Consider the following 12,919-nt stretch of genomic DNA (forward strand, 5'->3'; position numbering starts at 1 on the left):
AGCCGAAACCACCGGAGCCGAAACCACCGGAGCCGAAACCACCGGAGCCGAAACCACCGGAGCCGAAACCACCGGAGCCGGCGCGCGTTCGACAGCGGCGGCCGGTTGAGTCGCCGGCGAGGGATGATCGACACGCGGCTGCACTGCCGATGCGGGCGGGGTCGCCGGAGCCTGCTGAGGCGGCGCATCGGCGGTAGACGGGGTGTCGGCGGATGCGCCCGGATCCGCGGGCACCTGTTCCGGCGCTTGCGGTTCGGCCGGCGTGGTTTCCGGCGTCTTATTGCCTTTGAATCGTTTGAAGAAACTGAACATGATCTGACTTGGGGAAGAGGCGCGTCGCCATACTGGCGGCGCGGCCGTGGTCGGCGTAGAGCGCCGGCCGGTGTCCGGAGGGCTCAAGATGCCCGAAGCCCGCCATTTTATCAGGCGCGCCGCCGGGCCAGCGGCGAAGCCGCACGCCGGCTGTGGTAACGTGCGCCTGTTCGAGGCGGCCAGGCCGCCTCTGCCGATCCATTCCGTTCCGAATTTTCCGTATGTCCCGTTCTTCACCTGCGCGTTCGACTGCGAGCGCGGCCCGCGGCAAACCGCACACGATCCGCATCATCGGCGGCGACTGGAAGCGCACGCCGCTGCCCGTGCTCGACCTCGACGGCCTGCGGCCGACCCCCGACCGCGTGCGCGAAACGCTGTTCAACTGGCTGGGCCAGGATCTTTCAGGCCTGCGCTGCCTCGACCTGTTCGCGGGCAGCGGTGCGCTCGGTTTCGAGGCGGCGTCGCGCGGCGCCGCCGGCGTCGTGATGGTCGAGCGGCATCCGCGCGCGGCGCAGCAACTGCGTGCGAACAAGGACAAGCTCGCCGCGCGCGCGATCGAGATCGCCGAGGCGGACGCGCTGCGTCTGGCCGCCGGCCTTGCGCCGGGCGCATTCGACGTCGTGTTTCTCGACCCGCCCTTCGATGATACCGCGCTGTTCGAGCGCGCGCTCGCGCTGGCCGCGCCGCTTGTCGCGGCCGGCGGCCGGCTCTACGTCGAAGCCGGCGAGGAACTGGAGCCGGGCGCGCATGAAGCGCTGGCCGGCTGGCAGGTGACGCGGCACGGCAAGGCGGGCGCCGTGCACTATCATTTGCTGCAACGCGAAAATGATGAATAATGCGCGTTCCAAACGAGGCGCCGGGCAACGTGCGTCCAGGTCGGCGGCGGCGGCGTGCGCGATGCGCGGCCGTGCCCCCAATTGCGTGATGACAGGAGGAGCGACATGGTAGTCGCCGTGTATCCCGGTACGTTCGATCCGCTGACGCGCGGCCACGAGGACCTCGTGCGGCGCGCATCCAGCATTTTTGATACGCTGGTCGTCGGCGTGGCCGACAGTCGCGCCAAGAAGCCGTTTTTCTCGCTCGAAGAACGTCTGAAGATTGCGAATGAAGTGCTGGGCCATTACCCGAACGTGAAGGTGATGGGCTTTACCGGGCTGCTGAAGGACTTCGTGCGCGCGAACAACGCACGCGTGATCGTGCGCGGCCTGCGTGCGGTGTCCGATTTCGAGTACGAATTCCAGATGGCGGGGATGAACCGTTATCTGCTGCCCGACGTCGAGACGATGTTCATGACGCCGTCCGATCAGTATCAGTTCATTTCGGGCACGATCGTGCGCGAAATCGCCCAGTTGGGCGGCGACGTCAGCAAGTTTGTGTTCCCGTCGGTCGAGAAATGGCTGACGGAAAAGGTGGCCGCGATGGACCACGGGCCGGCCGCGTAATGCGCGTGCGCAGCGCAGCCGGCCGGTTCGAGCGCCGGCGCGCGCCGGCGGAAGTGAGACCAGTATGTCCTTGATGATTACCGACGAATGCATCAATTGCGACGTGTGCGAGCCCGAGTGCCCGAACGGCGCGATTTCGATGGGTCCGGAAATCTACGTGATCGATCCGAAGAAGTGCACGGAATGCGTCGGCCATTTCGACGAGCCGCAGTGCCAGCAGGTGTGCCCGGTCGAATGTATTCCGCACGATCCGCAGCATGCTGAAACGCAGGATCAGCTGATGGAGAAGTACCGCGGGCTGATCGCCGCGGAAAGCGGCGACGCGTAGGAAGGCGCCGTGCATCGTGCGCGGCGCCGCATCCCGTCCCGACCGGATTCCCCTCTATTCCAGCAGTTCGCGCAGCGCCGCGACCAGCGTGTCGCATTCGGCGTCGGTGCCGACCGTGATGCGCAGGTGCTGATCGATACGCGGCTGCCTGAAGTGCCGCACGAAAATGTCCCGTTGCTTCAACTGGGCGGCGAGCGTCGCCGCATCGCGGCCGGGATGGCGCGCGAAAATGAAGTTCGCCGCAGACGGCACGATCTCGAAGCCTAGCGTGCCCAGTGCGGTCGTCAGCCGCTCGCGGCTCGCGATGACCCGGTCGCGCGTCTGCTCGAACCACGCGTCGTCCTCGTAGGCCGCTTGTGTCGCAACCTGCGCGAGACGGTCGAGCGGATACGAATTGAAGCTGTCCTTCACGCGGTCGAGCGCGTCGATCAGCGCCGCGTCGCCGAACGCGAATCCCACCCGCATGCCGGCGAGCGAACGCGCCTTGGATACCGTCTGCACGACGAGCAGGTTCGGATGGCGGGCGATCAACGATACCGCCGATTGCGCCCCGAAATCGACGTAGGCCTCGTCGATCACCACCACCGAACCCGGATTGCCGGCGGCGATCCGCTCGATGTCCGCGAGCGGCAGCGCCCGGCCCGTCGGTGCGTTCGGATTGGGAAACAGCACCGCGCCGCCATCGCCGAGATAATCGTCGACCCGGATCGAGAAATCGTCCGCGAGCGGCACCGCGTCATAGGCGACGGAGTAGAGCCGCGCATACGTCGGATAGAAGCTGTACGTGATGTCGGGGAAGCGGATCGGCCGCTCGTGCTTGAGCAGCGCCTGGAAGACGTGCGCGAGTACTTCGTCGGAGCCGTTGCCGGCGAACACCTGCGCCGCGTCGATGCGATGATGCGCGGCGACCGTCTCGCGCAGCCGGCGCGCGACCGGATCGGGGTAGCGGCGCAGCGCTTCGCCGGACTCGCCGAGTTCGCGCCGGATCGCCGCGACGACGCGCGGCGACGGCGGATACGGATTCTCGTTGGTGTTCAGCTTGACGGGGTGCGCGAGCGCGGGTTGTTCGCCCGGCACGTAGGGCACGAGCTGCTGAACGATGTCGCTCCAGTAACGGCTCACCACTTGGCTCCTGACGCGTAAAACGGCCAGCTTACCCCAGCCGTGCGCGTCTGCGCGGATTCGGCGCGGTGCCGGCCGGCGCTCAGTTGCGATGCAGCTGCATCATCGCGCGCTCGAGCTCGCCCTGGATGACGAGCGGCATGACGGCCAGGGAGCGCTCGATTGCGGCGTCGATCACGTCTTGCTCCTCGCGGCGCGGCGGCTTCAGCACGAAGTTCGCGACGTCGGGCTTGGCGCCCGCGCGTGCGCTTTCGGGAATCAGATCGCGCGGATGGCCGATGCCGATGCGCAGACGCCAGTACTGTTGCGACGACAGATGCGCGGAAATGTCCTTGAGCCCGTTGTGGCCGCCGCTGCCGCCGCCGAGCTTCAATTTGACCGCGCCGGGCGGCAGGTCGAGTTCGTCGTGCGCGACGAGAATCTCGTCGGGCAGGATCTTGAAGAACTGCGCGAGCGCGACGACGGACTGGCCTGAACGGTTCATGTAGGTCTGCGGCTCGAGCAGATGCACGTCCTCGCCATGCAGGCGCGCCTTCGCATAGAAGCCGTGGAAGCGCCGTTCGTCGCGCAGCGTGGCCCCTGCGTCGCGCGCAAGCTGGTCGACGAGCCAGAAGCCCGCGTTGTGGCGCGTCGCCGTGTATTCCGCCCCGGGGTTGCCGAGGCCGACGATCAGTTTGATCATGGTGTTCGTATCGCCCATACGGGCCGCCCGGTTCGGGCCTGAAAAAGAAAAAACCCGCCGGGCGAGCCGCGGCGGGTTGCGTCGAGCGTTTCTGCAAACAGCTCGAAAGGGTACTTACGCAGCCGGCGTTTCGCCTTCTGCCGCACCTTCCGACACGGCGCCCGCCGGGATCGTCGCGGACGCGATCACCGGGTTTTCCGCATCGATGTGCGCGACCAGGGCGACACCCTTCGGCAGCGTGACGTCCTTCGCATGCAGCGACTGGCCTGCTTCGATCTTCGACAGATCGACTTCGAGGAATTCCGGCAGTGCGGCCGGGAGGCACTCGATTTCGATTTCGTTGACGACGTGCGAGACGATCGCGCTCGACAGCTTCACTGCCGGGCTGACTTCAGCGTTCAGGAAGTGCAGCGGCACCTTGGTGTGCAGCTTCTTCTTCGCGTCGATGCGCTGGAAGTCCACGTGCAGCACGAGCTGGCGGAACGGGTGGTACTGCACATCGCGCAGCAGAACCTGTTGCGATTGGCCGGCCACTTCGAGGTCGAGGATCGACGAGTGGAAGGCTTCCTTCTTCAGGGCGTACCACAGGGCGTTGTGATCGATTTCGATCAGTTGGGGCGCTGCTTCACCACCGTACACGATACCCGTGGTCTTACCGGTGTTGCGCAGGCGGCGGCTCGCACCCGTACCTTGCTGTTGGCGCTCGAAAGCGACGACTTTCATAACAATCTCCAATGACTACCCGCGACCAGGTAGTAAAACGGGGTCTCGTCGAAAACGTGAGACCCCCGATCGAACGGCCAGAGTTTCGTCAGCCCTGGCCGATTGTGCAAAAAGCGAAGCAGGACGCTTCGCTTTTCACGCATGCTTTGCTGCTGCGGCTTTCGCTCAGGATTCGGCGAACAGCGACATCACCGAGTCGCCGCGACGGATCCGCGAGAACGTTTCGGCCAGCAGGCCCGCGCTCGACAGCGAACGGATCTTCGGGCAGCCGAGCGATTCCTCGCTGAGCGGGATCGTGTCGGTGACCACCAGTTCGTCGAGCGCCGATGCGGCGATCCGGTCGCCCGCGCCGCCCGACAGCACCGGGTGCGTCGCGTAGGCAAACACCTGCTTCGCGCCGCGTTCCTTCAGGACCTGCGCGGCCTTGCACAGCGTGCCGGCGGTGTCGACCATGTCGTCCATGATCACGCAGGTACGGTTTTCGACCTCACCGATGATGTTCATCACTTCGGCGATGTTCGCCTTCGGACGACGCTTGTCGATGATCGCGAGATCGCAATTGAGCTGCTTCGCGAGCGCTCGGGCGCGAACCACGCCGCCGACGTCCGGCGACACCACCATCAGATCCGTGTAGCCCTGCTTGCGCAGATCGCCCAGCAGGATCGGCGTCGCGTAGATGTTGTCGACGGGGATGTCGAAGAAACCTTGAATCTGGTCGGCGTGCAGATCCATCGTGATGATCCGCTCGACGCCGGCGATTTCCAGCATGTTCGCGACAACCTTCGCCGAAATCGCGACGCGCGCCGAACGCGGGCGTCGATCCTGGCGGGCGTAGCCGAAGTAGGGGATGGCGGCGGTGATCCGGCCGGCGGATGCGCGCTTCAGCGCATCGACCATGATCATCAGTTCCATCAGGTTGTCGTTCGTCGGCGCGCATGTGGACTGCAGGACGAAGACGTCCTTGCCACGCACGTTTTCCTGGATCTCGACCTGAATCTCGCCGTCTGAAAACCGGCTGACCATTGCCTTGCCGAGGGGAATACCAAGGATTTTGACGACTTCCTGTGCAAGCGCGGGATTCGCGTTGCCAGTAAAAACCATCAGGCCGTCATGGCTGCTCATTGTGCACCTGCTTCGGGCTTGGGCGGGAAATGCGGGAAATTTTGGCAGGGGAGGAAGGACTCGAACCCTCGCATGCCGGAATCAAAATCCGGTGCCTTGACCAACTTGGCGACTCCCCTACACTCAACTTGAACTGTGCCGGAGGTGTAGGACATCCGACATAGTAAAACTCATGACGCAAAAGCAAAGAGTGGATGAGCATCCAGGCTCTCGGCTACTGCGCTGTTCCAGCCCGCCGGCAGTTTGGCTTGCGCCGCTTCTGCTTCGACTTTGCTGCGGAACGCTGCAAACACGCTAGCTCCGGAGCCGGTCATCCGCGCGGGGGTCACATCATAAAACCATTCGACCACCTGCGCAACTTCCGCGTACTGCCTTGTCACAACTTGCTGCATATCATTCCGGCCGAAGCTTTCTGGCCATCCTGCGTCGCAGCTTTGCTGTGCAAGAAAGTCCGTAATTGTGATGGGTTTCGAATTTCTTGTCAACGATTTATCAGAAAAAATCGCAGCAGTCGGAACGTGAACCCGCGGTGTCACAACCAGGAACCAGCGAGTCGGCAATTCTACCTGTTGTAGCGCTTCGCCGATACCCTCCGCGAACGCATTTTTTCCGAAAACGAAGAACGGCACATCGGCGCCGAGCTTGACCGCGAGCGCCTGCAATTCAGCACGCGGCACATGGAGTTGCCACAGGCGGTTGAGTGCGAGCAGGGTCGTCGCGGCATCCGAGCTGCCGCCGCCGAGACCCGCGCCCATCGGCAGGCGCTTGGCGATCTCGATGTCGACGCCGAGGGGCGTGCCGGTGTGCGCTTTCAGCAGCGATGCCGCGCGCACGATCAGGTCGGTGTGTTCCGGTACGCCTTCGACGTCGGTCTTGCGGCGGACGAGGCCGTCGTCGCGCAAGGTGAAGTCGAGCGTGTCGCCCCAGTCGAGCAGTTGAAATACGCTCTGCAGCGCGTGATAGCCATCCGGGCGGCGGCCCGTGATGTGCAGGAAAAGATTGAGTTTCGCCGGGGCCAGGCAGCCGCGCAGCGAGCGGGGAGTATCGGTCATGCGTACAAACGTTCCGGCAGAGGTCGTGTGCTTAGCGGTCGAGCACGAGCTTGATGTCGAGCGGCGGGTCCTGCCGCACCAGGTTGACGCGCTTGACGCCGGTGGCGGGCGCGTCCGCGTAGGCGACGTAATCGATGGTCCAGCCGTCCTGGCGGATCTCCTTGATCCGGGTGCCGTCCTGAGGATCGCGCACCGTCGTCGCCTGCGTGGCCGGCGAGGGCGTCGGCTGCAGCCAGTAGCGCAGGCCGTTCAGCGGCAGCGCGAAACCGAGCGTATTCTGCATCAATTCGCCGACGTCGGCCGCGTATTGGGGCTGTCGGTTCGGCAGTTCGAGCGAGGCCGCGCGCGGCGACGATTTCACGATCGCAAGCGTCTGCCCGAGCGGGCTGCGCAGTTCGATCGACACATCGTCGCCATTTTCCTGCCAGTCGAAATTGCCGTAGACATTGCGCGGGTTGCCGAGCGAGTCGCTGTACTGCACGGCGAAGCGGCCCGTGTACGCGTGGTTCTGCATGATGATCGGCGCACCGCCGGCCTGGGCGGCCGGCGCGCGCGCCGGCGGCGCGGCGCAGCCGGCGAGCACCACGGCGGCTGCGGCCGAGACCGCAAGCGCCGCGTGGCGCAAGGCCGGTACGAACCGGCGGGTCGGACGCAATGCAGCCATCAAAGTCCGTTGACCTGGAAGCGCTTGAGCGTCTGCACGAGCGTATCGTTGTCGGGCTCGAGCTTCTGGGCGTCGCGCCATGCGTTGCGTGCCTGATCCTGCGCACCGCTTTTCCACAGCACTTCGCCGAGATGCGCGCCGATTTCGGCGTTCGGCTGCAGGTCGTACGCTTGCTGCAGGATCTTCGCCGCGTTTGTGTTATCGCCGAGACGGTATTTGACCCAGCCGAGGCTGTCCATGATGAACGCGTCGTTCGGCGCGAGCGCGATGGCCTTTTCGATCAGCTTGCTGGCTTCCGGCAGGCGCTGGTTGCGATCGGCGAGCGAATAGCCGAGCGCGTTATACGCCTGGGGATTGTCGGGCTGCGCGCGGATCAGGATCCGCAGCTGTTTTTCCATCGTCGTGTACTGGCCGATCTTCTCGCTCGCCATCGCGTAGTCGTAGCGCAGATCGGGATCGTCCGGGAAATCCTCGACTGCCTGCGAGAGGCGGTCCGAGGCTTCCTTGTAACGTTTCGCCGTGAACAGGATCGATGCGTCGGTACGGGCGATGACGGCGGCATCGCGCGGGTCCGAGACCTGCAGATCGGCGAGCACCTTGCGCGCTTCGTCCGTCCTGCCCTGCTTCTGCAGCAGCTGCGCGCGCGTGACCTGCGCGGGCACGTAGTGCTGGCTCGTCTGGTCGACCTTGTCGAGCCACTGCGCCGCGAGCGCGTCGTTGTCCTGGTCGAGCGCGATCTGTGCGAGGTAGATGTAGGCCTGGCCGGCATCGGCGCCGGGCTTTTTCTCCGCGACCTGCACGTACTGCTTCAGGTAGGCGGTTGCGCCGTCGAGCTGCTTCTGCTGGATCTTGATCAGCGCGAGCGCCATCAGCGGCGTCGGATCCTTCGCGTCGTTCTTGCGCATGGCCTCGAACTGCTTCTGCGCGTCGTCGAGACGATCGTCGGCGAGGTACAGCTGCGCGAGCGCGAGGCGGCCGTCGCGCGATTTCGGGTTCTGCTGCACGTATTTCTCGAACGACGAGATGCCGATCGCACGCTCGTCCGGGCCCATCTGCGACAGCATCAGCGCGGCCGGGAGGTAGTCGGGCTTCAACTGCAGCGCCTGCCTGAGCGACTGTCCGGCACCGGCCTTGTCGTCCGTCGCCAACTGCTGGCGGGCGATCGCGAGCTGCGCTTCCGGGCGGCTCATGTCGTTCTTCAGCAGATCCTGCAGCACCGTGAGCCCGCCCACGCGGTTCGGGCCGCGCGAGAGCATCGCCTGCAACGCGAGGATCGCGTCGCCGCGGTTGTCGTCGGTGGCGCGCGCGAGTTCGCGGGCGAGCATCGGCTGCGCATCGGCCGGCTTGCCGCCGAGCACGAGCAGCGCGGCGTCCACCTGCGCCGCCCGGTTCGAATCGGGTGCGTACTGGCGCCACAGATTGGCGGCGGAAAGCGCATCGGCCGGGCTTTGCGCGGCGAGCGCGATTTCGGTCGCGCGCTGCGCCATGCGCGGATCCTGCGTGTCGCGCGCGAGCGCCAGGTAAGTCTGGTAGGCGGGCGCGGGCTGGCTGCGCTGCAACGCTACTTCGGCCGCGAGCACTTGATAGACGATCTGGCTCGTCAGCGGCACCTTCGGCAGATCCTTTTTCTCCTCGGGCAGCGACGGCACGGACGCGTCCTGGGCGACGGTGTCGTCGTCCGAGCCCGGATCCTGAGCGTGCGCGGGGAATGCGGCAAAGGTCCACGCCGCAAGCAAGGCCGCGCCGATCGCGCGGCGCACCGGGGCAGCGAACGGGCCGCGCACGGGGGCGGCAGGGCGCTTCTGGGACAGCTTCGAGGGCAAGGTCATGGAAATCCGTTCGATGTTTCGGTCGATTGTAACGCGCTCGCTACAATACGCGCACAATCGTCACCAGCCAGTTACAGACCACCAAACCATGCCAGAGTTGCCGGAAGTTGAAGTGACACGCCGCGGAATCGCGCCGTTCGTGACCGGACAGCGCGTGAAGCGCGTCGAGGTGCGCACGTCGATGCTGCGCTGGCCCGTGCCCGCGGAACTCGCGCGTACTTTGCCGGCCCGCGAAGTGCTGAAGGTCGAGCGGCGCGGCAAGTATCTGCTGTTCGAGGTCGACGCGGGCTGGTTCATCGTCCATCTCGGCATGACGGGCACGCTGCGGGTGTTGCCGGGCGCCGGCGCGCCGCCCGCCGCCGCGAAGCACGACCACGTCGACTGGATCTTCGACGCCTGCGTGATGCGCTTCCGCGATCCGCGCCGGTTCGGCGCGGTGCTGTGGCATCCGCGCGGCGCGGGAGACGTGCTTGCGCATCCGCTCCTTGCGAGCCTCGGCGTCGAGCCGTTCGAGCCGGGCTTCACCGGCGCGCTGATGCACGCACGCACGCGCGGTCGCACCGTATCGGTGAAGCAGGCGCTGCTGGCGGGCGACATCGTTGTCGGCGTGGGCAATATCTACGCGTCCGAGAGCCTGTTTCGCGCGGGCATTCGGCCTGCCACCGCGGCCGGCCGGGTATCGCTGCCGCGCTACGAGCGTCTCGCCGTCGCGGTGCGCGAGGTGCTGGCCGCCGCGATCGACAAAGGCGGCAGCACGCTGCGCGACTTCGTCGGCAGCAATGGCGAGAGCGGCTATTTCCAGCAAGATTATTTTGTCTACGACCGCGCGGGCGAGCCCTGCCGGGTGTGCGGCACGCCGGTCCGGCAGATCGTCCAGGGCCAGCGGTCGACCTATTTCTGTCCGAATTGCCAGCGCTGAAACCTTGAAACCTCCCCGTATTTCTCCCGCCCCTTTTCCCGCCACGCCGCTTCATGCCGGGTTTGCCTCCAGGCTGATCGCATGGCAGCGCGTGCATGGCCGTCATGACCTGCCATGGCAGAACACCCGCGACCCGTACCGCATCTGGTTGTCGGAAATCATGCTGCAGCAGACCCAGGTATCGACCGTCGTGCCGTATTACGGGCGCTTTCTCGAGCGCTTCCCGGACGTCGCGGCGCTCGCCGCCGCGCCCGCGGACGACGTGATGGCACACTGGGCCGGGCTCGGCTACTACTCGCGGGCGCGCAATCTGCACCGCTGCGCGCAGGTGGTGGTCGAACGGCACGCCGGCCGCTTTCCGGCCGAACCCGACGCGCTGGCCGAACTCCCCGGCATCGGCCGTTCGACGGCGGCGGCGATCGCGTCGTTCGCGTTCGGCGCGCGCGCGACGATCCTCGACGGCAATGTGAAGCGGGTGCTCGCGCGGGTGTTCGGCGTCGAAGGGTTTCCCGGCGAAAAACGCGTCGAGAACGCGATGTGGGCGCTGGCCGAATCGCTGCTGCCCAACGCCGCGAACCAGGGCGACGTGAGCGCGTACACGCAAGGCTTGATGGACCTCGGCGCGACGCTGTGCGTGCGGGGCAAGCCGGACTGCCTACGCTGCCCGTTCGCGGGCGACTGCGTTGCGCAATCGAGCGGCCGGCAGCGAGAGTTGCCCGCCGCGCGGCCGAAGAAGGCGGTGCCGACCCGCCGCACGTGGATGCTCGTGCTGCGCGACGGCGACGCGGTGCTGCTGCAGCGGCGTCCCCCCACCGGCATTTGGGGGGGCTTGTGGAGCTTGCCCGAAGCGGACGGCGACCCGGCGCTGCAGCAGCGGGCGCGCGATTTCGGCGGCGCGGGGCTGGTGCCGCTCGCGCCGTTTACGCACACCTTCACGCATTTCAAGCTGGAGATCGAACCGCGCCTCGCCGAGCTGACGCGGCAGCCGGGCGCCGGCGCGCCGGACGCGAGCGACGCCGAAACGGCATGGGTGCCGCTGCGCAAGCTGGACGCGTACGGCGTGCCCGCGCCGGTGCGCAAGCTGCTCGACAGTCTAAGCGGGTCGCTGCTGTAGCGGGAACGAGAGGGGGCGGCGCCAGGCGGCCGCCCGGCTTGCCTACAGCCAGCCGTGACGGGTCAGCACGTGGTGAACGGCATCGATCCGGGCGCCGACGTCGGGAAACTCCATCAGCTTCTGGCGCGCGCGCAGATCGAGCGGCAGCACTTCGGACAAGCGATTCGACACCCAGCTCGGATCGTCGAAGCTGAACGGCTCGACGAACGGCAACTCGCCCTGATCGCGCTTCTTCAGCGCATCGATGATCCGCTCCAGCACTTCCGCGCACGCACCGAACTGGGCCAGGGTCTGCTCGCCCTCGAGCGGGATGTCCTCGGGCATCGGCTCGGCGATACCGACCAGCAGCCCGTTCGATTCGACCCGGTGCGACAGCAGTTCGAAGCGCTGCGTGCCGATCGTGCGCAGGAACAGCATGCCGAATTCCCCGGTATCGCATTCGACGATCTTCGCCATGCAGCCGATCGTTTCCGGCACCGAGACCGCGCCTTCCTGCGCAACCTCCGGCCCGCTGCGCAGCAGGCAGACGCCGAACGGCACGTCATCGCGCAGGCAGGCGCGCGCCATGTCCAGATAGCGCGCCTCGAACACCTTGAGCGGCAGCAGTCCTCCCGGGAACAACACCGTGTGCAGCGGAAACAGCGGCAGGTCGATGAGAGTGGTCGAGAGAGAGGACATGGCACGCGCTCGAAGGTGAACGGCCCTGCTAGGTGACGAGCCGCGACGATGCGCCGGCATCCACGGGCGCATCACGATGCCGCACGATCACGTTGGCCTGCTGCGCGAGACGCGCGGCGAGCGTCTCGGCGATGAAGACGGAGCGATGCTGCCCGCCGGTACAGCCGATGGCGACGGTGAGGTAGCTGCGGTTGTCGTCGCGGAAATGCGGCAGCCATTTGACGAGGAACGACTGGATGTCGTCGATCATCTGGTGGACGATCGGCAGCGCGTCGAGAAACGCGACCACCGGCTGGTCGAGTCCGGTGAGGGGGCGCAGCTGGTGGTCGTAGTACGGATTGGGCAGCGCGCGCACGTCGAACATGAAGTCGGCGTCGAGCGGCACGCCGCGCTTGAAGCCGAACGACTCGAACATCAGCACGACGTCGTCGTTCTTCTGCTCGATGAAACGCTTCACCCAGGTTCGCAGTACGTTCGCACGGAGCGTGCTGGTGTCGATCTGGTGGCCGAATTCGGCGAGCGGCGCGACCAGATCGCGTTCGCGCTCGATGGCCTCTTCCAGCGACGACAGCAGGCCGACATCGGCTTCATGGGACGGCGAACCGGACAGCGGATGGCGCCGGCGTGTTTCCGAAAAACGCTGGATCAGCGCCTGCGTGCTCGCGTTGAGGAACAGCACCCGCACATCGTGCTCCCGCGATAGCGCGCGGATCAAGCCGGGCATTTCGTCGAGCGACGCGCTCGACCGCGCGTCGATCGCCACGGCGAGCCGGTGCTGGCCGTCTTCGGCGAGGTAGCGGGCGAGTTCGGGCAGTACCCGGGGCGGCAGGTTGTCGACGCAGTAATAGCCCGCGTCTTCCAGTGCGTTCAACGCAACGGACTTGCCTGATCCGGAAATGCCGGTGATGAGGACAATGCGCATGGGAGGAGGA

15 protein-coding genes, 1 tRNA gene and 1 pseudogene are annotated in these 12,919 nt (G+C 66.1%); 6 read left to right on the forward strand and 11 right to left on the reverse strand.

Annotated elements, in window-relative coordinates:
- Positions 1-312: pseudogene (locus RZR99_RS27725) on the reverse strand (signal recognition particle-docking protein FtsY); the annotation flags it as partial.
- Between the two features lie 221 nt (positions 313-533).
- Between RZR99_RS27725 and rsmD the strand changes: the two are divergent.
- The 3 genes from rsmD (at position 534) to RZR99_RS27740 (ending at position 2,082) form a co-directional block, all read left to right on the forward strand.
- Entirely contained in the window at positions 534-1,148 is a 615-nt protein-coding gene (gene rsmD, locus RZR99_RS27730; protein ID WP_323122970.1) for a 16S rRNA (guanine(966)-N(2))-methyltransferase RsmD, read from the forward strand.
- Positions 1,149-1,253: 105 nt separating this feature from the next.
- On the forward strand, positions 1,254-1,754 hold the full coding sequence (gene coaD / locus RZR99_RS27735) for a pantetheine-phosphate adenylyltransferase (protein WP_323122971.1): 501 nt from the start codon (positions 1,254-1,256) through the stop codon (positions 1,752-1,754).
- Positions 1,755-1,818: 64 nt separating this feature from the next.
- Positions 1,819-2,082, forward strand: coding sequence for a YfhL family 4Fe-4S dicluster ferredoxin (locus tag RZR99_RS27740; protein WP_323122972.1), 264 nt, complete (start codon positions 1,819-1,821; stop codon positions 2,080-2,082).
- A 54-nt stretch (positions 2,083-2,136) separates the two neighbouring features.
- On the opposite strand, the gene hisC is transcribed toward RZR99_RS27740, so the two are convergent.
- The 3 genes from hisC to RZR99_RS27755 form a co-directional block, all read right to left on the reverse strand.
- Positions 2,137-3,204 (reverse strand): histidinol-phosphate transaminase, encoded by a 1,068-nt coding sequence (gene hisC, locus RZR99_RS27745; RefSeq protein ID WP_323122973.1) that lies wholly within the window; start codon positions 3,202-3,204, stop codon positions 2,137-2,139.
- 82 nt (positions 3,205-3,286) lie between these two features.
- Entirely contained in the window at positions 3,287-3,886 is a 600-nt protein-coding gene (pth, locus tag RZR99_RS27750) for an aminoacyl-tRNA hydrolase (RefSeq protein WP_323122974.1), read from the reverse strand.
- A gap of 114 nt (positions 3,887-4,000) precedes the next feature.
- Positions 4,001-4,555: a 50S ribosomal protein L25/general stress protein Ctc gene (locus RZR99_RS27755; protein WP_407655513.1), complete on the reverse strand. Its 555-nt coding sequence runs from the start codon at positions 4,553-4,555 to the stop codon at positions 4,001-4,003.
- Here RZR99_RS27755 and RZR99_RS33400 point away from each other — a divergent pair.
- Entirely contained in the window at positions 4,499-4,624 is a 126-nt protein-coding gene (locus RZR99_RS33400; protein ID WP_407655512.1) for a ribose-phosphate pyrophosphokinase, read from the forward strand. The genes RZR99_RS27755 and RZR99_RS33400 overlap by 57 nt on opposite strands.
- A 150-nt stretch (positions 4,625-4,774) precedes the next feature.
- On the opposite strand, the gene RZR99_RS27760 is transcribed toward RZR99_RS33400, so the two are convergent.
- From RZR99_RS27760 to RZR99_RS27780, 5 genes are all read right to left on the reverse strand, one after another.
- Positions 4,775-5,731 carry a ribose-phosphate pyrophosphokinase gene (locus RZR99_RS27760; protein WP_323122976.1) on the reverse strand — a complete coding sequence of 319 codons (957 nt, stop codon included), beginning with the start codon at positions 5,729-5,731 and terminating at the stop codon, positions 4,775-4,777.
- Between the two features lie 42 nt (positions 5,732-5,773).
- Positions 5,774-5,850: transfer RNA gene (locus RZR99_RS27765), tRNA-Gln, on the reverse strand.
- A 51-nt stretch (positions 5,851-5,901) separates the two neighbouring features.
- Complete coding sequence (ispE, locus tag RZR99_RS27770; RefSeq protein WP_323122977.1) at positions 5,902-6,783, reverse strand: 4-(cytidine 5'-diphospho)-2-C-methyl-D-erythritol kinase; 882 nt, start codon at positions 6,781-6,783, stop codon at positions 5,902-5,904.
- A gap of 31 nt (positions 6,784-6,814) precedes the next feature.
- Positions 6,815-7,447, reverse strand: a complete 633-nt coding sequence (lolB, locus tag RZR99_RS27775; RefSeq protein WP_323122978.1) for a lipoprotein insertase outer membrane protein LolB — start codon at positions 7,445-7,447, stop codon at positions 6,815-6,817.
- Entirely contained in the window at positions 7,447-9,276 is a 1,830-nt protein-coding gene (locus tag RZR99_RS27780; RefSeq protein WP_323122979.1) for a tetratricopeptide repeat protein, read from the reverse strand. Before RZR99_RS27780 ends, lolB begins: the two co-directional genes overlap by 1 nt.
- Before the next feature lie 88 nt (positions 9,277-9,364).
- Between RZR99_RS27780 and mutM the strand changes: the two genes are divergently transcribed.
- Together mutM and mutY are read left to right on the forward strand one after the other, a co-directional pair.
- On the forward strand, positions 9,365-10,195 hold the full coding sequence (mutM, locus tag RZR99_RS27785) for a bifunctional DNA-formamidopyrimidine glycosylase/DNA-(apurinic or apyrimidinic site) lyase (RefSeq protein ID WP_323122980.1): 831 nt from the start codon (positions 9,365-9,367) through the stop codon (positions 10,193-10,195).
- Positions 10,196-10,199: 4 nt separating this feature from the next.
- On the forward strand, positions 10,200-11,309 hold the full coding sequence (gene mutY / locus RZR99_RS27790) for an A/G-specific adenine glycosylase (protein WP_323122981.1): 1,110 nt from the start codon (positions 10,200-10,202) through the stop codon (positions 11,307-11,309).
- Positions 11,310-11,351: 42 nt separating this feature from the next.
- On the opposite strand, the gene RZR99_RS27795 is transcribed toward mutY, so the two are convergent.
- Both RZR99_RS27795 and rapZ read right to left on the reverse strand, forming a co-directional pair.
- Positions 11,352-11,987, reverse strand: a complete 636-nt coding sequence (locus RZR99_RS27795; protein ID WP_323122982.1) for an LON peptidase substrate-binding domain-containing protein — start codon at positions 11,985-11,987, stop codon at positions 11,352-11,354.
- Positions 11,988-12,015: 28 nt separating this feature from the next.
- Positions 12,016-12,909, reverse strand: coding sequence for an RNase adapter RapZ (rapZ, locus tag RZR99_RS27800; RefSeq protein WP_323122983.1), 894 nt, complete (start codon positions 12,907-12,909; stop codon positions 12,016-12,018).
- Positions 12,910-12,919: the final 10 nt, after the last annotated feature.

This window comes from Burkholderia alba, assembly GCF_034721475.1.
Classification (GTDB): domain Bacteria; phylum Pseudomonadota; class Gammaproteobacteria; order Burkholderiales; family Burkholderiaceae; genus Burkholderia; species Burkholderia alba.

Excerpts from the sequence above, each read along its gene's own strand:
- rsmD (WP_323122970.1), top strand. The coding sequence starts at position 534 with ATGTCCCGTTCTTCACCTGCGCGTTCGACTGCGAGCGCGGCCCGCGGC.
- coaD (WP_323122971.1), top strand. The coding sequence starts at position 1,254 with ATGGTAGTCGCCGTGTATCCCGGTACGTTCGATCCGCTGACGCGCGGC.
- RZR99_RS27740 (WP_323122972.1), top strand. The coding sequence starts at position 1,819 with ATGTCCTTGATGATTACCGACGAATGCATCAATTGCGACGTGTGCGAG.
- pth (WP_323122974.1), bottom strand. The coding sequence starts at position 3,886 with ATGATCAAACTGATCGTCGGCCTCGGCAACCCCGGGGCGGAATACACG.
- RZR99_RS27760 (WP_323122976.1), bottom strand. The coding sequence starts at position 5,731 with ATGAGCAGCCATGACGGCCTGATGGTTTTTACTGGCAACGCGAATCCC.
- ispE (WP_323122977.1), bottom strand. The coding sequence starts at position 6,783 with ATGACCGATACTCCCCGCTCGCTGCGCGGCTGCCTGGCCCCGGCGAAA.
- lolB (WP_323122978.1), bottom strand. The coding sequence starts at position 7,447 with ATGGCTGCATTGCGTCCGACCCGCCGGTTCGTACCGGCCTTGCGCCAC.
- RZR99_RS27780 (WP_323122979.1), bottom strand. The coding sequence starts at position 9,276 with ATGACCTTGCCCTCGAAGCTGTCCCAGAAGCGCCCTGCCGCCCCCGTG.
- mutM (WP_323122980.1), top strand. The coding sequence starts at position 9,365 with ATGCCAGAGTTGCCGGAAGTTGAAGTGACACGCCGCGGAATCGCGCCG.
- RZR99_RS27795 (WP_323122982.1), bottom strand. The coding sequence starts at position 11,987 with ATGTCCTCTCTCTCGACCACTCTCATCGACCTGCCGCTGTTTCCGCTG.
- rapZ (WP_323122983.1), bottom strand. The coding sequence starts at position 12,909 with ATGCGCATTGTCCTCATCACCGGCATTTCCGGATCAGGCAAGTCCGTT.